Source organism: Roseburia hominis A2-183 (genome assembly GCF_000225345.1).
In the GTDB taxonomy this organism is placed as follows: domain Bacteria; phylum Bacillota; class Clostridia; order Lachnospirales; family Lachnospiraceae; genus Roseburia; species Roseburia hominis.
Map to the genome: position 1 here is coordinate 1641650 of NC_015977.1, position 18812 is coordinate 1660461.

The 18812-nt window shown below is 48.3% G+C and carries 22 protein-coding genes; 15 read left to right on the plus strand and 7 right to left on the minus strand.

Annotation, left to right across the window (positions count from 1 at the left end):
* Positions 1-4: 4 nt before the first annotated feature.
* The 4 genes from RHOM_RS07325 (at position 5) to RHOM_RS07340 (ending at position 5112) form a co-directional block, all read left to right on the plus strand.
* The gene (locus RHOM_RS07325; protein ID WP_014079653.1) at positions 5-1813 is read left to right on the plus strand and encodes a sensor histidine kinase; all 1809 of its coding nucleotides are present in this window, start codon (positions 5-7) and stop codon (positions 1811-1813) included.
* A complete protein-coding gene (locus RHOM_RS07330; RefSeq protein WP_014079654.1) occupies positions 1810-3312 on the plus strand; it encodes a response regulator in 1503 nt (500 codons plus the stop codon). The genes RHOM_RS07325 and RHOM_RS07330 overlap by 4 nt, the downstream gene beginning before the upstream one ends.
* Before the next feature lie 111 nt (positions 3313-3423).
* Positions 3424-3951, plus strand: a complete 528-nt coding sequence (locus RHOM_RS07335; protein WP_014079656.1) for an ECF transporter S component — start codon at positions 3424-3426, stop codon at positions 3949-3951.
* 12 nt (positions 3952-3963) lie between these two features.
* Complete coding sequence (locus tag RHOM_RS07340; RefSeq protein WP_014079657.1) at positions 3964-5112, plus strand: pyridoxal-phosphate-dependent aminotransferase family protein; 1149 nt, start codon at positions 3964-3966, stop codon at positions 5110-5112.
* A 450-nt stretch (positions 5113-5562) separates the two neighbouring features.
* On the opposite strand, the gene RHOM_RS07345 is transcribed toward RHOM_RS07340, so the two are convergent.
* Entirely contained in the window at positions 5563-6897 is a 1335-nt protein-coding gene (locus tag RHOM_RS07345) for an MATE family efflux transporter (protein WP_014079658.1), read from the minus strand.
* Positions 6898-7218: 321 nt separating this feature from the next.
* Here RHOM_RS07345 and rplU point away from each other — a divergent pair, with 321 nt between their 5' ends.
* From rplU to rsfS, 8 genes are all read left to right on the plus strand, one after another.
* Positions 7219-7524, plus strand: a complete 306-nt coding sequence (gene rplU, locus RHOM_RS07350; RefSeq protein ID WP_014079659.1) for a 50S ribosomal protein L21 — start codon at positions 7219-7221, stop codon at positions 7522-7524.
* A gap of 15 nt (positions 7525-7539) precedes the next feature.
* Positions 7540-7869, plus strand: coding sequence for a ribosomal-processing cysteine protease Prp (locus RHOM_RS07355; protein WP_014079660.1), 330 nt, complete (start codon positions 7540-7542; stop codon positions 7867-7869).
* A gap of 3 nt (positions 7870-7872) precedes the next feature.
* On the plus strand, positions 7873-8157 hold the full coding sequence (rpmA, locus tag RHOM_RS07360; RefSeq protein WP_014079661.1) for a 50S ribosomal protein L27: 285 nt from the start codon (positions 7873-7875) through the stop codon (positions 8155-8157).
* A 140-nt stretch (positions 8158-8297) separates the two neighbouring features.
* A complete protein-coding gene (gene obgE, locus RHOM_RS07365) occupies positions 8298-9581 on the plus strand; it encodes a GTPase ObgE (RefSeq protein WP_014079662.1) in 1284 nt (427 codons plus the stop codon).
* 17 nt (positions 9582-9598) lie between these two features.
* The gene (yhbY, locus tag RHOM_RS07370; protein ID WP_014079663.1) at positions 9599-9895 is read left to right on the plus strand and encodes a ribosome assembly RNA-binding protein YhbY; all 297 of its coding nucleotides are present in this window, start codon (positions 9599-9601) and stop codon (positions 9893-9895) included.
* Entirely contained in the window at positions 9892-10512 is a 621-nt protein-coding gene (nadD, locus tag RHOM_RS07375; RefSeq protein ID WP_014079664.1) for a nicotinate-nucleotide adenylyltransferase, read from the plus strand. The genes yhbY and nadD overlap by 4 nt, the downstream gene beginning before the upstream one ends.
* 2 nt (positions 10513-10514) lie before the next feature.
* The gene (gene yqeK / locus RHOM_RS07380; protein WP_014079665.1) at positions 10515-11102 is read left to right on the plus strand and encodes a bis(5'-nucleosyl)-tetraphosphatase (symmetrical) YqeK; all 588 of its coding nucleotides are present in this window, start codon (positions 10515-10517) and stop codon (positions 11100-11102) included.
* Positions 11103-11151: 49 nt separating this feature from the next.
* On the plus strand, positions 11152-11499 hold the full coding sequence (gene rsfS / locus RHOM_RS07385; protein WP_014079666.1) for a ribosome silencing factor: 348 nt from the start codon (positions 11152-11154) through the stop codon (positions 11497-11499).
* A gap of 320 nt (positions 11500-11819) precedes the next feature.
* Here the strand turns inward: rsfS and lexA are convergent, their stop codons facing one another.
* On the minus strand, positions 11820-12437 hold the full coding sequence (gene lexA, locus RHOM_RS07390) for a transcriptional repressor LexA (protein WP_014079667.1): 618 nt from the start codon (positions 12435-12437) through the stop codon (positions 11820-11822).
* Between the two features lie 208 nt (positions 12438-12645).
* On the opposite strand from lexA, the gene RHOM_RS07395 reads away from it, so the two are divergent.
* Together RHOM_RS07395 and RHOM_RS07400 are read left to right on the plus strand one after the other, a co-directional pair.
* Positions 12646-12978 (plus strand): LysM peptidoglycan-binding domain-containing protein, encoded by a 333-nt coding sequence (locus RHOM_RS07395; protein WP_014079668.1) that lies wholly within the window; start codon positions 12646-12648, stop codon positions 12976-12978.
* A 134-nt stretch (positions 12979-13112) separates the two neighbouring features.
* Positions 13113-13850: a lysophospholipid acyltransferase family protein gene (locus RHOM_RS07400; protein ID WP_014079669.1), complete on the plus strand. Its 738-nt coding sequence runs from the start codon at positions 13113-13115 to the stop codon at positions 13848-13850.
* A 113-nt stretch (positions 13851-13963) separates the two neighbouring features.
* On the opposite strand, the gene RHOM_RS07405 is transcribed toward RHOM_RS07400, so the two are convergent.
* A complete protein-coding gene (locus RHOM_RS07405; RefSeq protein WP_014079670.1) occupies positions 13964-15013 on the minus strand; it encodes a tyrosine-type recombinase/integrase in 1050 nt (349 codons plus the stop codon).
* Positions 15010-15780 carry a tRNA 2-thiocytidine(32) synthetase TtcA gene (locus RHOM_RS07410; RefSeq protein ID WP_014079671.1) on the minus strand — a complete coding sequence of 257 codons (771 nt, stop codon included), beginning with the start codon at positions 15778-15780 and terminating at the stop codon, positions 15010-15012. The genes RHOM_RS07405 and RHOM_RS07410 overlap by 4 nt, the downstream gene beginning before the upstream one ends.
* Positions 15781-15896: 116 nt before the next feature.
* On the opposite strand from RHOM_RS07410, the gene dtd reads away from it, so the two are divergent.
* On the plus strand, positions 15897-16346 hold the full coding sequence (gene dtd / locus RHOM_RS07415) for a D-aminoacyl-tRNA deacylase (RefSeq protein WP_014079672.1): 450 nt from the start codon (positions 15897-15899) through the stop codon (positions 16344-16346).
* A gap of 288 nt (positions 16347-16634) precedes the next feature.
* Here the strand turns inward: dtd and RHOM_RS07420 are convergent, their stop codons facing one another.
* The 3 genes from RHOM_RS07420 to lspA all read right to left on the minus strand — a co-directional run bounded on the left by RHOM_RS07420 (position 16635) and on the right by lspA (position 18812).
* The gene (locus RHOM_RS07420) at positions 16635-17264 is read right to left on the minus strand and encodes a cytidylate kinase-like family protein (protein ID WP_014079673.1); all 630 of its coding nucleotides are present in this window, start codon (positions 17262-17264) and stop codon (positions 16635-16637) included.
* 77 nt (positions 17265-17341) lie between these two features.
* Positions 17342-18265 carry an RluA family pseudouridine synthase gene (locus RHOM_RS07425; protein WP_014079674.1) on the minus strand — a complete coding sequence of 308 codons (924 nt, stop codon included), beginning with the start codon at positions 18263-18265 and terminating at the stop codon, positions 17342-17344.
* Positions 18258-18812 (minus strand): signal peptidase II, encoded by a 555-nt coding sequence (gene lspA, locus RHOM_RS07430; RefSeq protein ID WP_014079675.1) that lies wholly within the window; start codon positions 18810-18812, stop codon positions 18258-18260. Before lspA ends, RHOM_RS07425 begins: the two co-directional genes overlap by 8 nt.

Genomic DNA, 18812 nt, shown 5'->3' on the forward strand with positions numbered 1-18812 from the left:
TTACATGAATTGGAAAAAACGGTTTGTCAGCCAGAAACTGAATGTAAAGTTTACCCTTGTGATTATTCTGTTTATGGTGATTCCCATCGGCATTCTTGCCGGCATCCTTTTTTACAATATGGAGAAAAACGTCGTATCGGAGAATACCGGATATATGGAGTACACCATGGAGCGCAACAAAGATGCCGTTGCAACCAAGATCAATTCCATCAACATGTCCACACAGTTTTTCCTGAGCGATGAGCCGCTTTTGGAAATGCTCAAAAGAACGAAGGACGGGGAGACTTTTTCGGCGGAGGAATGGTACAGCTTTAAGAACAGCGATATTGTGTCCCTCGAGCGTCTGGTAAACAACAACCCGCTTCTCTACGGCGTGCGTGTGTATGCGTCAAACGACCGGGTACAGGAGATGATGCCGATTCTCTATGCAGCCTCCCGCATGGAAAAGCAGCCCTGGCAGTCGGAGGAGACTGTTACCGGCTGGCATTACGACTTTAACGATCAGATTTTTAATTCTTACACGATGAGACAGAACCGCAAGATCTTATCGCTCGTGACGGAGATAAAGGACAGCGATTCCGGGACGCTCGGAATGATCGAGGCGGCTATGACGATGGAAAACATGTTTCCCAGTCTCTACGAGAACATTGAGGACGAGTGGAGCTGTTTTCTGACAGAGGACGGCGGGTGTTATTTTGGAGAAGGTGACGGGGAGGACGAAAACACAGGACGGCAGGAACTGCTCGCCGAGATCATGGCACAGTATACGGCGGACGAGGAAATACAGACCTGCTATCTGAAGCTGCAGGGACAGCATCTGATCGTATCCTACCTTCCCTTGCAGGAATTAAACGGAACCCTGCTCTGCGTGAAAAATATTACGTCCAACATTCATCACGTATACCGCATGCGCAACACGTTTGTGGCGGTCATGCTCGTGTTTTTGGTTGTTCTGACATTTTTTATCAATGCGATCGTAAAACATCTGTTAAAACAGCTGTACGAGATTCTGCGCGCCATCCGGCGCGTGCAGGGCGGAGATCTGGACGTGGTGATCGAGCACTGCGGACCGGATGAGATGGGAGAGCTGGGAACACAGATCAACAAGATGTTAACGAGGATCAAGCAGCTCATGGACGACAATCTAAAGCGCGAAATGCTGGTAAAAAATTCAGAGATCCGTGCGCTGCAGAATCAGATTAACGCGCATTTTATCTATAATGTCTTGGAGTCCATCAAGATGATGGCGGAGATCGACGAGGAGTACGATATTTCGGATGCGGTCACATCCCTCGGGAAGCTCTTACGCTACAGCATGAAGTGGGTATCAGGCAATGTCCTGGTGGAGCAGGAACTGGAATATATCAAGAATTATATGGCGTTAATCAATCTGCGGTTTGATTACGAGATCTATTTATCACTCAATCTGCCGGAGATTATTTTACAGCAGGAGATTCCCAAAATGTCGCTGCAGCCGATCGTGGAAAATGCCATCTATCACGGAATCGAGCAGATGGCGGAAGATACCAACATCTACATCAAGGGGCGCGTGGAAGGAAACGACTGCGTGATTGAAATTACGGATGCCGGGCGCGGCATGACCGAGGAAGAGATGGCACAGCTTCGTCAGAAGATTGCAGGGGAACTGGATTCGAGCGGGGGTTCCGGAAACGGAATCGGCTTAAAAAACGTGCAGGACCGGATCCAGATTGCATTTGGCGGGGCGTATGGCATAGAAGTGGCGTCGCAGATCGGATGCTATACCAAAATTATCGTCCGCATTCCGATGACGCACAGGGGAGAAGCAGAATGAAGACTGTATTGATTGTTGAGGATGAAAAACTGATCCGGCAGGGACTCCGCAAGATGATTCAGCGGAGCGGTGTCCCGGTGGAAGTGATTATGGAATGTAACAACGGTGAGACGGCGCTTGAGATTTTAAAAGAGCAGTCCATCGATGTCATGTTTACGGATATCCGTATGCCAAAGATGGACGGAATCGAGCTGGTGGAGCGCATGCAGGAATGTGAACACATACCGCTCACCGTTGCGATCAGCGGTTACGATGACTTTAACTATGCGGTGGCGATGATGCACAACGGGGTGCGGGAATATCTGTTAAAACCGATCGAGCGCGAAAAAATCTGCGACATACTTGCCAGGCTGAATCAGGAGATTGAGGAGGGCAGGGAGCAGGAGAAAACGCGCCAGAAGCTCGGACAGCAGCAGATCCGTCATCTGATGCTTCTGGCAGAGATGCCGGAAGAGGAGCTTACCATGTTGGAGACCCAGTATGACCAGCATTTTATTTTAGATCTGAGCGGAAAGCCGTATGTGGTCTGCTGCAGGAACCGGAAAAAAGAGGAGGAATCCTGCCCGAAGGACTGCCTGTTCCTGGGCGATGTCGAGGAAAATGATCTCTTTTTAATCGAGGCGGAAGCACTTTCGGACCGTCCGGGGGAATATCCTTTTTTGCAGGAATATACCGGAATCAGCCGGCCGCATCAGGGAATCCGCGAACTGCGCGAGGCATATCTGGAGGCGCGGGAAATGCGCAGGTGCGCGTTTTGCACGAACCGCAGTCAGATGCGCTATGGGCAGGAGATGCCGCGTGTCCCACAGAAGCTGGTGCAGGAGGCGTCAAAGCTGGTTGCAGACGAGATGAAACTGCAGCGGGTGCAGTTACTTGGAACCGACCGCACCGAGGAACTGCAGCACGTCTGGACGCAATTTTTTTACGAGGTAAAGCATGGCCGCATCGGTGTCCGGGACTTTGAGGAGTGCATGACGGATTTCCTTACGGAGACGTCAAAAACGTACCGGAATGTGCTGGAGGAAAAAGAAAACTGCGGGGAGATCAAAGAGATTACAGACCCATTCGGGGAGGATGCAATCGACTGCTACGAACAGAAGGTGCTGGCCTTTGTGACCGGTCTGCAGGCGCAGATTTTAAGCCAGTTTGACACAAACGGGAATCAGCAGAAAATGAAGCAGGCGGTCGCCTACATTGAAGAACACTATGCCAGTGATCTGAATATGGCGGTTGTCTCTAATTATCTGTCCATGAATTATTCCCTGTTTTCTTATTCGTTTAAGCAGTATACCGGAAGTAATTTTGTCAATTACTTAAGAGATATCCGCATGAAGGAGGCAAAGCGGCTGCTCGCAGGAACCGATATGCGCATCGCGGAGATCTCCCAGGCCGTCGGCTATGAGAACGAGAAGCACTTTATGAAACTGTTTAAGGGCTGCTGCGGTGTTTCGCCGAGCGAATACCGGAGAAATATGGGATTCACCGGAGATGAAAGTTGAACTGGACTGGTCAAAAATAGTAAAACTGGACATATTCATTCATCCAGAAATGGGGTATCATGGCTCTAACAAAAAAGAAAGAGAGAAAGAGTCATGTCAGAAACCAAAACTATGAGTAGCACAAAAACAACCAGCACAGAGCAGGTGCGTTTTCTCACCGTCACGGCGATCGGAATCGCACTGGTATATGTATTTACCTGGCTGATTAACATTCGTCTGCCGTTTGCACCGCAGGGCGGATTGATTCATCTTGGAAATGTCCCACTGTTTATTTTCGCAATCCTGTTTGGCAAAAAGACGGGAGCCATTGCCGGCGGAGTCGGCATGGGACTGTTTGATCTGTTGTCCGGCTGGACGGCATGGGCACCGTTTACCTTTGTGATCGTCGGATGCATGGGATTTGTGATGGGATGGATTACAGAGAAGAAGCAGGGCTTTCAGTGGTATGTTGTGGCAATGCTTGCTGCCTGCGCGATCAAGATCGGCGGATATTACATCGCAGAGGGAATTATTTACGGCAACTGGATCACACCGGTGACATCGATTCCGGGCAACCTGCTTCAGATCGGAACAGCAGCTGTGATCGTTCTTATCATCATTGCACCGTTAAAGAAAGTAGCTGCAAAACTGTGGAACTAAGGAGGCGTTTCCATGTATAAGATTATGACACCGGGACCTACGCAGGTCAAAGAGAATGTCCGCATGGCGCGCAGTTTTCCCTGCACCAATCCGGATCTGGATGAAACTTTCGTAGATTTTTATAAGGAGACCTGTGAACTGATCAGCCGCCTGCTGCACACTGGGAATGAGACCCTGATTTTAGGCGGAGAGGGAATTCTGGGGCTTGAGGCTGCCTGTGCCTCCCTGACGGAACCGGGCGATCCGGTACTGGTGCTGGATAACGGCGTATACGGCAGAGGGTTTGCTGATTTCGTTTCCATGTATGGCGGAAAGCCGGTTCTGTATTCCGTGGATGAGAAAAATCCGATTGATCCGGCCGCCCTGGAAGAATATTTAAAGGAACATCACGATTACAAATATGCAACGCTCGTGCACTGCGATACCCCGAGCGGCATGTTAAATGACATCTCTGCGCTTTGTCCGCTTCTGAAAAAATACGGGATACTCACGGTGGTGGATTCCGTCTCCGGCATGTTCGGCGAGGATGTGCGCCTGGATGATTTTCAGATTGATCTCCTCTGCGGCGGTTCCCAGAAAGCCGTTTCGGCGCCTCCGGGACTGACGTTTGTGACGGTGAGTGATGCGGCATGGGCAGCCATCGATGGCAGAAGTGTACCGATTGCCTCTTTTTATGCAAACCTTAAGGTGTTTGAGGGATATTACGAGAAAAAATGGTTTCCGTACACCATGCCGATCAGTGATATCTACGGACTGCGCGCCGCGTTCGACAATATCGCGGGCGATCCGGATATGCTGGCGCGTCATGCACGGATCGGTGAGGCATGCAGGGCGGCAGTCCGCGCAGTGGGACTGAACTTACACCTTGCATCCGGTTTCTCCAATACCGTCACGGTGTTTGACGTCCCGAAAGAGACGACCGCGGATGCCATTTTACAGACCATGCGTCAGAAGCACGGTATCATGCTGGCAGGATCGTTTGACTCCCTAGCGGGGCAGGTGATCCGTATCGGACACATGGGTAGCAATGCGAACGTGGTGGACATGATCGAGACGTTAGATGCATTGGATGACACCCTGAGGGAACTGAATGTTCCGCTGAAAGGGCAGCTTCGCATGATCTTTCAGGAGGAAGTGTCCAAAAAGGGGCTGGTACTTTAGAGGGCAGTGAATTTTGAAGCGATAAGTAATATGCCAGAAAACACAGCATGTAGATTTCAGCTGGAACTGCATAGGATACAATTATTTGAAAAAAATGAGAGCATTTCTTCCTGACGGAGGTTTGCATCTGATTCCGTGTCTCTTCCACGTTTGGACTCTCCCGGTGTGTGTCCGACAAGCCACAGACAATGAGCGGACTTTTTAGTGCCCCTAGTGCCACCGCTTCACAGACAATATAAAACCGCGCGAACCGAAACTCGTTGGCATCTGCTATTGAAAACATGGCAGATGCCAATTCAAACATCGGCTTCGCGCGGTTATGTTTTGCTCAGTGGTGGCACAAGGGGCACGCACAAAAGTCCTAAAATTGTCTGTTAGCTTGCGGACACAGTCCGTGGAGTGTTCCAAACTTGGAAAGACACGGATCATCGCAGATGCTTTTGACAGATGTTATTTTCTGCTTCCGACCGCCTTATGGTAGATATAAGCGGCGATGACCGAGGTGACTGCTTCGGTGATCCAGAAAGCATGCCATACTCCGGTTGGTCCAAAGATACGGCACAATACAAAGGCTGCCGGGATCATGAGAATTACATAGCGGAACAGCGATATGACAAGGGACTGCGTTCCTTTTCCAAGTCCCTCCAAGGCGCCGGAGGCTGTGACGGACACGGAGGAGATGATAAAGCCTGCGCTAATGATGCGCAGTGCGGTTCCTCCGGCTGCGATCGTCTCGGCATTTTCGGTGAACAGTTCCATCAGACCGCGCGATGCCACCAGGCATAAAATTGTGCCGAGCGCCATAATGACAGCACTCATCGCAAGCGTAATCTCATAGATCTTTTTCACGCGCTTCTGCTCGCCGGCACCGTAATTATAGCCGATCAGCGGACGCATGCCCTGGACAATGCCGTTTGCCGGAAGATAGAGGAAGGTCTGTAATTTGTAATAGATTCCCAGAATGACCACATAGATCTGGGAGTAAGCTGCCAGAATACCGTTTAAGACGGATACTAACAGCGATGGCAGGGCAAGATTTAAGATGGCAGGAACTCCGATCGAGTAGAGACGATGGTCGGTTTCCTTATGAAAAGCAAGGTATTCTTTGCGGATTTTGACCGGGATCGGGCGCTTGTTGTACACCGTCAGGTAAAGAAGGAGGGTACACAGCTGACCGATCGCTGTGGCAATCGCTGCGCCGGCGATACCAAGCCTCGGGAAAATTCCGATGCCGAAAATCAGGAGCGGGTCTAAGATAATATTAGTAATACTTCCGCACAGCAGGCCGATCATGGATACTTTCATGCGTCCCACGGACTGAAAGATTTTCTCAAAGGAAAGATTCGCCATGGTGATTGTCGAAAACGCAAATACGATCACCGCGTACTCCATTCCCATCTGATATACCTGCACATCGTTGGTGAACATGTCCAGGAAAGCCGGCATGATGGAGATGCTTAACACAGTGACGACAACGCCGTGGATGAGTGCCAGAACAAGTCCCTGTGTGGCGGCGCGGTCGGCGCCTTTTTTGTCGCCTGCTCCGAGAAAATAGGCAATCAGTGCATTGATACCAACGCCGAATCCGATGGCAAGCGCGTTGACAAAATTCTGAATCGGGAAGACGAGGGACAGCGCTGTCATGGCATTCTCATTGATTCTGGCGACGAACAGACTGTCTACAATATTATAAAGTGCGTTTACCATCATGGATATGACCATCGGAAGCGCCATGGAGGTAAGCAGCGGCAGGATAGGTTTTTCTTTCATAAATGTTTCGTTCATGTGGTATTTCCTCCTATATAATAGTCTGGGTTTATTGTATCCAGGATAAAACAGAAAACGCCACACAATGACTCAAAAGAATCATTGTGTGGCGAAAAAAAGTCAGACTTGAAAAGTCCACACCAAGTTTTAGCGAAGAGAGTATAGCACGATCCATAGGAAAAAGTCAAGAATTTTGGCAAAAAAAGTCAAAAAATCTGTTGACGAAACCAAACTGCTATGCTATTATAATCAAGTATGCCGCACAGTGAGGTCTCAAAGTCCGTCCGGATTGCCCGGGCGACACCACAACTGGCGAGTAATGATAATAGGAGGTGCCATATGTACGCAATTATAGCAACAGGTGGTAAACAGTACAAAGTATCCGAAGGCGATATCATTACCATTGAAAAGCTTGGTAAAGAAGCTGGTGAGAAAGTAACTTTTGATCAGGTTTTAGCTGTATCCGACAACGGAATTAAGGTTGGTTCTGATGTAGCAAACGCATCTGTAGAGGCTTCCGTTGTAAAAGAGGGAAGATCCAAGAAAGTTATTGTTTACAAGTACAAGAGAAAGACCGGCTATCACAAGAAGAACGGTCACAGACAGGCGTTTACACAGGTTAAGATCGAGAAGATCAACGCTTAATCCTGGAAGGTTGTTATGACAAAGATAACGATTTTCCGCAATCATGACGGTGAGTATTTGGGCTTCGACTGCCTGGGACATGCCGGGTATGCCGATGAAGGCGAGGATATTGTATGTGCGGGAATTTCTGCACTGGTTATCAATACGATCAATTCCATCGGGCTGTTTACCGACGAACCATGCGAGACGGATGCCGACGAAGACGATGGCGAGATTCGCCTGCGATTTACTTCACCGGCCGGTCACGATGCCGGATTGCTGATGCAGTCGCTGGTACTTGGCCTGCAGGGAATACAGAATACTTATGGGAATGATTATATCATTCTGAATTTTAGGGAGGTGTAGAACATGATGAATATGAACCTTCAGTTTTTCGCTCATAAAAAGGGAGTTGGTTCTACAAAGAACGGCCGTGACTCTGAGTCTAAGAGATTAGGCGCTAAGAGAGCAGACGGACAGTTCGTGAAGGCTGGCAACATTTTATACAGACAGCGCGGAACAAAGATTCATCCGGGCGTTAATGTAGGCATCGGCGGTGATGATACATTATTCGCACTGACAGATGGTATCTTAAGATTCGAGAGAAAAGGAAAAGACAAGAAGCAGGCTTCTGTTTATCCAGTAGCTGAGTAATAAGATGCAGAGTGTAGACCCGACTATGCAGCGCTTACCTGATGGCAGGCGTCTATAGCCGGGTCTTCTTGTATCTGGATTTGTAACCGTTCGGTAGGTGGCAGCATCTGCTGCCTGAAGTTGAATTGAGGTAGAATATAATGTTTGCAGACAGAGCAACAATTATCATAAAATCAGGGAAAGGCGGCGACGGGCATGTGAGCTTCCGCCGTGAAAAATATGTGCCGGATGGCGGTCCTGACGGCGGCGACGGCGGCAAGGGCGGCGACGTGATCTTTGTGGTGGATGAAGGTTTAAACACTCTGACGGATTACCGTCATCGCAGAAAGTTTGCGGCACAGCCCGGAGAAGAGGGCGGCAAGCGCAACTGCCACGGCAAAAACGGTGAGGATCTCATCTTAAAGGTGCCGGAGGGAACCGTGATCAAGGATGCAGAGTCCGGCAAGGTCATCGCCGATATGTCCGGAGAGAACCGCAGACAGGTCATTCTGCGGGGCGGCAGAGGCGGACTTGGCAACCAGCATTACGCGACATCGACGATGCAGGCACCAAAATATGCGCAGCCGGGCGGAGATTCGATCGAGATTGAAGTCAAGCTGGAATTAAAAGTAATCGCGGACGTCGGTCTGGTCGGCTTCCCGAATGTCGGGAAATCCACGCTGTTATCGCGCGTGACCAACGCACAGCCGAAAATTGCCAACTATCATTTTACAACGCTGCAGCCCAATCTTGGCGTGGTGGATTTAGACGGCGCGAAGGGTTTCGTCATTGCTGACATTCCTGGACTGATTGAGGGCGCTTCCGAGGGTGTTGGACTTGGACTTGAATTTCTGCGCCATATCGAGCGCACGAAGGTAATGATCCACATGGTGGACGCTGCCGGCACCGAGGGACGTGATCCTGTGGCAGATATTATCGCGATCAACAAGGAGCTGGAAGCTTACGATCCGGCACTGTTAAAAAAGCCGCAGGTCATCGCGGCAAATAAAATGGATGCGGTCTACGGGGACGAGAATGAGATTATCCAGAAGTTAAAAGACACCTTTGAAAAAGACGGAATCCGTGTGTTCCCGATTTCTGCCGTAAGCGGCAAGGGATTAAAGGAACTGTTGTACTGCGTGAGCGAGCTTCTCGACCAGTGCAGCAAGGAGCCGGTTGTCTATGAGCCTGAATTCGATCCGGCACTCCGTTTCTTTAAGGATGAGCCATACACGATTACGGTGGCTGACGACGGTGCATTCGTTGTGGAAGGACCGAAGATCGAGAAGATGCTTGGCTATACGAATATGGATTCCGAGAAGGGATTCCTTTTCTTCCAGAAGTTCATGAAGGAGCAGGGCATTTTAAAAGACATGGAGGCACAGGGAATTGAGGACGGCGATACCGTGCGCATGTACGGTTTTGAATTTGATTATTATAAGTAAAGAGGAGGAAGCAGGATATGGAATTGACAAGTAAGCAGCGCGCCTATCTCGGCGGATGTGCAAGCACCTTAGATCCAATCTTTCAGATCGGCAAGGCAAGCCTGACACCGGAGATTATCCAGGCGCTGGATGAAGCATTAGAAAAACGGGAACTGATTAAGATTTCCGTATTAAAGAATTGTGCGGATGATCCGCGGGAGATTGCACAGGTCATCGCAGAGCGCACACATTCTGCTGTTGTAAAAGTTATCGGCAAGAAGATCATCTTATTCCGCCAGGCGAAGAAAAACAGCAAGTTTGAACTTCCGGCATGAGAAAAATCGGAATTTTAGGCGGCTCGTTTGATCCGATTCATCAGGGACATCTGAATATTGCAAGGAGCGCCTACCGGGAGTTCGCGTTGGACGAGGTGTGGTTCATACCGGCAGGGCACTCTCCGAATAAGGAGGAGGCGGAGATGACACCCGCGCAGGTGCGCGCGGAAATGACGCAGGCGGCCATCAAAAATGATGCGTCATTTAAGCTTTCACGTATAGAAATAGAGTCTTCCGGGACAAGTTATACGTATAAGACGCTGCAGCATCTAAAGGAACAGTTCCCGGAGGATCAATTCTTCTTTATCATGGGAGCCGATTCCCTGGACTACTTTGACAAGTGGAGGCATCCGGAGATCATCTGTCAGAATGCCACCGTGCTTGCAGCGGTCAGGGATACCTTAGAACTGCCGCAGATTGAGGGAAAAATACGGCGCATCAAGGCGTTGTTTCCGGCTGAGATCTATCCGCTTGCGGGCGGACGAACCGATGTCTCCTCGACGGCAATCCGCGCACAGATCCGCATGACAGGTGAATGTCCCGCCATGCTCCCGGGCGAGGTGTGGGAGCTGATCAAACGCTATCATCTGTACGGCGTATCGAATTTGGGAGAATAAAAATGGAACAGCATGAGATTCGTAAACGATTAAAAAAAGAGTTGGATAAGGGACGGTATGAGCACACGAAAGGTGTCATGTATACCGCCGGATGTATGGCGATGGCTTATGAGACATCGATCGAGCAGGCGATGCTCGCAGGTCTGCTCCACGATTGTGCCAAATGTATTCCGGACGATGAGAAGCTTCAGATCTGTGAGGAACATGACATTCCCATCAATGCCGTAGAATATGAGAGCCCGTTTCTGCTGCATGCCAAGCTGGGAGCTTATCTGGCAGAGACGGTCTATGAAGTAAAAGATCCTGAGATCCTGCACGCCATCAAGGTGCACACAACCGGCGCGCCGGATATGAGTACGCTCGATAAGATCATCTATATTGCGGATTATATCGAGCCGGGAAGGAACAAGGCCGCAGATCTGCCGAGGGTGCGGAAACTGGCATTTGAAGATCTGGATGCCTGTATGGCGGAGATTCTCTGCGACACATTGAAATACCGCTCCAGGGTCGGCGGACCGTTAGATCCCTCCACACAGCTTGCCTATGAATTCTACCGGCAGTACCAGAAGGAACAGACAGATCCGGTTTGACGGATTACCTGTTAAAACGAACAAAGAACAGATAGAAAGGAAACATGCAATGACATCACAGGAATATTGTAAAATAGCAGTAGCGGCTTTGGAAGACCGCAAGGCGGAGGATGTTAAGATCATTGATATCCGTGAGATTTCACCGGTTGCAGATTATTTTGTGATTGCGGACGGAACGAATCAGAATCAGATTCAGGCAATGCGTGATGCCTGCGAAGAGGCATTATACAAAGCGGGACTTAAGACCAAACAGATCGAGGGAAATTCCAGTTCTACCTGGATTCTCATGGATTACGGTGACATCATTGTCCATATTTTTTCCAAGGAAGATCGTTTATTCTATGATCTGGAGCGTATCTGGAGAGACGGAAAGATCGTAGATGTGGCTGATCTGTAAGATTCCGGAGAAATGGAAAGGTCATAGATGCGGCGGATCCGTAAGATTCCGGAGAGACGGAAAGGTCATAGATGCGTGTTTTGAACTTAAGAGTGTCGTAAAAAGAGTATGCCTCCCTTCTGGCTGACAGGAAAGGGGGCATACTTTTTTCTATATAATAGGAAACTTCGTTCCTGTTACATAGAAAAGCTCCGCAGGGATGTGCACTCGCGCGATGTCGCTAGAGCAACCCGCCGCAGGCGGAGAATCCTGAAAAGCAGGATTCTTTCTTGTACATTATAATAGGAATCTGCATTTTATTCCAGGAATACCGAACTTCATCAGGAAAGAAAACGGAAAATACCAATGACCTTTCCGAGAATCTGGCAATCTGGAACAATGATCGGATCCATCGTGTCATTCTCCGGCTGAAGGCGGATATAACCGTCCTCCTTATAAAAGGTCTTAACTGTAGCGGAATCCTCCACCAGCGCGACGACCATCTCGCCGTTGCGCGCGGTCGACTGCTTCTCAACCAGCACATTGTCTCCGTCGAAGATGCCGACGTTGATCATGCTTTCGCCCTTTACCCTCAACATGAACGTCTCCGCGTTCGGGAGAAATTCGGTCGGAATCGGGAAGTAGGTCTCAATGTTCTCGACTGCGAGTAACGGCTGACCGGCAGCCACATTCCCGAGAATCGGGACATTGACAACCTCGCGTCTGGTGAGGTTAAAGTTATCATCAATGATCTCGATCGCACGCGGCTTCGTCGGGTCGCGGCGGATGTATCCGTTCTTCTCAAGTGTCTCCAGATGGGAGTGGACGGAGGAGGTAGACTTCAAGTCAACTGCCTCGCAGATCTCACGCACAGCGGGCGGATATCCCTTATTCAATATCTCCTGTTTAATGTATTCGAGAATCTCTCTCTGCTTCGTGCTGATCTTGCCGTATGCCATGCATATACCTCCTGTCAATCATTACCAATGCTATTATGTATAATTTAGTTTAACACAGCATGCGTAAAAATGCAAACATATATTCCGAAAATTTGTTCGATTTTCTTGTTGACAAACGGATGTTCTGGTATTATGATAGGAACATAAACAAATGTTCGCAACAAACGTTCGGAATGAACGTTCGATTAACATGACAGGAGGTATTCTTATGAGAAGCAGAAGAGCAGCGGTAAAGGCGCAGAGACGCACATTCATGTTGGGATTGATGGTTTTAACCGTCATTGTGATCGGTTCTGTCCTGCTGGGAACGATCCGCACACAGGCGGCTCCTGCAGAACCTTCTTATAAATATTACACAAGCATCCAGATCCAGAAGGGAGATACCCTCTGGAATATCGCAGATGAATATATCACAGACGATTACGACAGCATGGACGAATATATGGAGGAGATCTGTGCGATCAATCACATCCTGCCGGGGGACATTCATTCCGGACAGTATCTGACCATCCCGTATTATTCGGCAGAACATCTCAAGTAAGATGGTATTTTTTGTGCAGCGTCTCCGGTCGGTTGTGTTTTTTGGGTAAGTACGGTATAATGAATTCTGACGAGCTCATATTGTGCGGGAAGGCAGCACAGAGAATATGAATTACGGAGGATGAGTTATCTCGTATGATAAAGTTTATCTATGTGATTTTAATGAATCTTTTCAGAGCGCCTTATATGATACCGAAGATGCGCAGGGAGGCGGATCATCCTGAAAAGTATAGTGTAGAGGAGCGCTACGCGCTGGCGCGCCATGTGATTCGCCTGATGAAGGTAACCGGCGGCATCCACACAAAATCTTACGGCACAGAGCTGCTTCCGACAGAAGGCGGCTACATGATGTATCCGAATCATCAGGGAAAGTACGACGCACTCGGCATTATCTACACCCACAGGGAGCCATGTTCGCTTGTGATGGATAAGGCGAAGTCCAATACCATACTGGTTCGTGAATTTGTGGATCTGCTTCAGGGAAAGCGGCTGGATAAGAAGGATGTCAGACAGGCATTGACGATCATCAATGAGGTATCCGAGGAAGTAAAGCAGGGAAAGCGTTATATTCTGTTTCCGGAGGGCGGATACGAATTTAACAATAAGAACCATGTGTGTGATTTTAAAGCCGGCAGTTTTAAGATTGCGTTAAAGACAAAGGCACCGATCGTACCGGTGGCTCTGATTGATTCTTATAAAGTTTTTAACAGCTTTTGTTTGGGATCGGTCACCACGCAGGTACATTATCTGAAACCGATCTTATACGATGAATATGGCGGTCTCAAAACGCATGAGATTGCGGATCTGGTGAAGGTACGTATCCAGGAAAAGCTAGATGAAGTTCTTAAGCCAGCAGAAGCTCCGGTCGGATGACTGGAGCTTCTTTGTGAGCTGCTTTTTTTATAAACAGCTTTTTGTTTGTCAGAGTCTTGCCAGAGCCACGGATCTGATAGGACTTAAGGCGATGGATGCATCTCCGGGGAACACTAGACATCACGGAGCTTTACATATTTGGCTGCGCTGCGTCGTCGATCATCGTCGATGGCAGCGTAATGCTTCCGCGTCGTGTTGACGTCCTTATGGCCGAGTACATCCGCGACCAGATAGATATCCCCCGTCTCGCGATAGAGGGAGGTGCCGTAGGTACTGCGCAGTTTGTGCGGTGTAATATGCTTTAAGCTGGTCACCAGTTTTGCATATTTTTTGACCAGATTTTCGACCGAACGCACGCTGATTCTCCGGTTCTGCAAGGAGAGAAAGAGGGCGTTGATACTGCCGTCTTCGGCGGTTATTTTCTGGCGCTCAACCATATAAGCGAGAAGTGCTTCGCGTACTTCTTCCCCAAAGTATACAACAACCTCTGCGCCGCCTTTTCGGTGAATCTTGATGCCGTTATTGCGCATATCCACGTCTTCCAGATCGAGTCCGACACATTCCGAGACACGGATTCCGGTTCCGAGGAGCAGCGTCATAAGGGCGAGATCTCTTGTCTTTGTGCGGTCGTGATATTTTTGCTGGCGTGGAGTCAGACTTTCACCGGATTCGACTTCGTCTAACAGTCTCGCGACCTCATCGATATCCAGCCGGATAATATTTTTGTCGTGAATCTTGGGCATGTCCACTTTCACAGCCGGATCATTTTTTATCAGGTCGTTTTTGAAATAGTAGCGGTAAAAGGAGCGGAGAGAGGCCAGCTTTCGCTTGATACCGCGCTCGTCGTTCGTGTGCTCTACACCGTTTTTTTCGTAATACTTCAGATAGGAGAGATATTCCTCGATATCCATAGGCGTGAGCTCGTCTAAAAGCGAGAGCGGAATATCCTTTACGGTATAGTTCTGGCAAATGGGATTCACATCGCAGAGATAGTCAAAAAAACAGCCGATATCGTAAGCATACGCGATTCTGGTACGCGAGGAAGTGGTTGGCTCAATGCCAATGAAAAACTGTTTGCAGAAATCCGGAAGCTGTTCCAGAAGCTTGCGCAATTTTACTTCATTTTTTACATTCACATTTTCATAATATGCTTTTTCTTTCATAAACGAATTGAATTCTCCTTTTCCTCAGCGACGTCTGTCTGCCATCCGGGGATATTTCCATGTAATACTGCATGAAAAAGCTGTTTTTTGGCTCCGGGATGATCCAGATTGATCTGTCGGATCAGATTTTTCACGTAAGCACGCTGTGTGTGCCCGTCTGCAGAACATGGATTGGCGACGACCGGAAGCTTCATCTTATTCCGAAATCCTTTTACTTCCGCTTCAGAGACGTATAGTAAGGGGCGTATGACCACAAGCTGTGTGCGGTCTAAATGTGTGCTCGGTGGAAACGCATAGAATCTTCCCTCAAAAATCATGGAAAGAAACGCCGTCTCAATCACATCATCCATGTGATGTGCGTAGGCAACCTTATTGCATCCTAATTCCAGAGCCGCCTCATTGAGTGCTCCCTTGCGCATTTTGGCGCACAGCGCACACGGAGATCCCTTGACTGCTTTGTCCGACACGCTGTCGCCGTGAAACAGGATACGTGCAATCTCTGTTTTTACAATGTGGTACGGTACCTTAAGTTCCTCGCAGAGCTGATTTATGGGAGTAAGATCAAAAGAATCATATCCCAGATCGACGGTGATTGCCGTGAGTGTGAATTTCTTCGGATAAAAGCGTCTGAGTCCGGCAAGCGCGTAGAGGAGAGTGAGAGAGTCCTTGCCGCCGGAAATACCGACCGCAATATGATCGCCCTCCTCAATGAGTTTATAATCGTCAACCGCCTGGCGTGTATAGCTTAAAAGTTTTTTTAATTCCATAGATTGCATATCACCTCGTAACTATTTTATAATAAAATTATCTGTCATGAAATGATCTATCATGAAATGAAATTTAGGATCAACGAAGCAAATAATTCAAAAAGGAGATTGATAAAATGAAATTTGTAATACAGCGTGTAACCGAGGCATCCTGCACGGTAGACGGCAATGTCACCGGCGCAATTCAAAAAGGATTTCTGGTTCTGATCGGAATTGCCGATACCGATACGACTGCAATCGCCGATAAAATGATCAAAAAGCTGTTGGGGCTTCGTATTTTTGAGGATGCGGACGGAAAAACAAATCTATCGTTGGCGGACGTCGGCGGAAGTCTTTTGCTGATCTCGCAGTTTACCTTATATGCGGACTGCCGCAAAGGAAACCGTCCTTCCTTTGTCCGTGCCGGGAAGCCCGAAATGGCGAGCCGGATGTATGATTATATTGTCGCACGGTGCAAAGAACAGATTCCAGATACCGGCTGCGGTATTTTCGGTGCGGATATGAAGATCTCTCTGTTAAATGACGGCCCGTTTACCATTCTGCTGGATTCCGAAGAGATCTGTTAAAACAGAACCCGTAAAACATCCGGCACAGCGTAAAACAGCTTTATGGTTGTTTTATGGTAGAAACTATTCGTTAAACTTGTGTTTTGCGAATAAATATCTGTATCTCTACTATAGCACACTGCCGCCCGCATTTCAAGGAATATGTGCGTTTTTCCTGCATTTTGCCGGTGTTTGTTTGCGCAGACATAAAGAGGCGGCACCTTAAATCAAATAAGTGCCGCCTCTTTGAAACCATTTGAAACCATTTGAAACCATTTCGTTCACGTTGTATGATATTAGCCGATGATGTTATCTGGATGCATCGAGGATTTCACGAAACTTTAAGATCATATCAATACAACCGTCAATTCCCAGTTTACCGGAGTCCAATGTCAGATGATAGCTCTGGGAATCACCCCATTTTTTGCTCGTATAATAGTTATAATAGCTTGCACGCTGCTTATCCTGTTTCTGGATCAGATCCCTGGCTTTGTTTTCCGTAATATTGGCGCGTTGGCTGATAATCTTAACGCGTTTGTCCATGTCCGCATGAATAAAGATATTGATGCAGTCCGGATTGTCTGATAATGCGTAATCGGCGCATCTTCCAACAATCACGCAGGATTCCCGCTCTGCAATCTTTTTGATGGTGTCAAACTGCGCCAGGAACACTTTGTGGTTTAAAGGCATATCGAGAAACGGTGCCGAATGATAGCCGTTCAGCGAATATGTATCCATGACCAGGGAATACAAAAAGCTGCTGGTCGGTTTCTCATCATGATTCTCGAAAATCTCCTCACAGAAACCGCTTTCCTTTGCCGCCTGCTGTAACAATTCTTTGTCGTAGAGCTTAATTCCAAGACGTTCCGCAAGCTTTTCGCCGATTTCTCTTCCCCCGCTGCCAAATTCACGACCAATGGTATAGATTTTGTTGCCCATAAAAGATCCCGCCTTTCCTAACATTCTATGAATATATTATAATACATTTTTTTGAAAAACGGAATTATTTTTTGAAATTATCGCAAATCTTTTAGAATTTTTTCAAAATATTCTGGAAGAGGCGCCGTAACCTCCATGTACTCTCTGGTTCTCGGATGAATGAAGCCGATCGTCATGGCATGAAGCGTCTGCCCCTGCAGCTTATAGGGACTTCTTCCGCTGGAATACAGCGTGTCGCCAAGCAGCGGATGACCAATGCTAGCCATGTGCACGCGGATCTGATGGGTGCGCCCGGTCTCCAGTTTAAACTCCATGTATGTGTACCGCTCAAAGCGTTCCAGAACCTTGTAATGGGTGATGGCAGGCTTGCCGTTTTTCTCATTGATCGCCATTTTCTTGCGCTCGATGGGATGGCGTCCGATCGGCGCATTGACGGTACCCTCTTCCTCTTTCACCACACCGTATACGATGCCGCGGTAGCGCCGGTTCACGGAATGTTCCTTGATCTGCTCCGCAATAAAGACATGGCTCTCATCATTTTTGCATACAATCAGTGAACCCGTTGTATCCATATCGATGCGGTGTACGATGCCCGGGCGGATCTCCCCGTTGATGCCGGACAAACTGTCCCTGCAGTGATACATGATGGCATTGACAAGCGTGCCGGTATAATGCCCGGCGGACGGGTGGACGACCATTCCCTTCGGCTTGTTGACGACTAAAAGATCGTCATCCTCGTAGAGAATGTCAAGCGGAATATTTTCCGGAAGAATCGGCGTCTGTACCGCATCCGGAATCTCAACGCAGATCATATCATCTGCCTTTAACCGGTAGTTGGCTTTCTGCGCCGTATCATTGACAAGCACATGCCCCTCTTTGATCAGTTTTTGAAAAAAGGAGCGCGACTGCGCCGCATCTGTCTCGCTGAAAATGAGATTCAGATACTTGTCCAGCCGCTCTCCCTCATATGCAATTCCCGCTTCAAATGTTTCTCTAGTCATTGTCTTTTTTCTCCGAAGAATGTTGTCTGGAAGAACCCGATGGGAAAATCTGTTCAAAATCTTCTTCTTTGTAATAGAACAGACATAAAAAGATCAATAAAAATGCCGCTACTGTCACATAAATATCTGCAACATTAAAGATCGGAAAATTGATCAGGCTGAAATAGAAAAAATCTACCACATAGCCCTGTCTGACGCGGTCGATGAAATTCCCGATGGCTCCAGCAAAAAACAGTACGGCAATCGCATTGAGCCAGAAAAAGTGTCTCGTGGCGGGAAGTTTTTTGAAAAAAAGATACAGAATAAGTAACGTTACCACGACGGTAACGGGAATCAAGATAATCAGCTTATTCTGCATCATTCCGAATGCGGAACCACGGTTCTCCAGATAGCGCAGCTCAAACACGCCGTCTATGAGTACGTTGGACGGCTGATCCTTCAAATGCGCTACCGCAAGCATTTTGGTAAACTGATCGAGCAGAATGAGGAGCACGGCCGCCACACAGCCGGTCAGATTGCGTTTCAAAATAGGTGAATGATCTTTCAT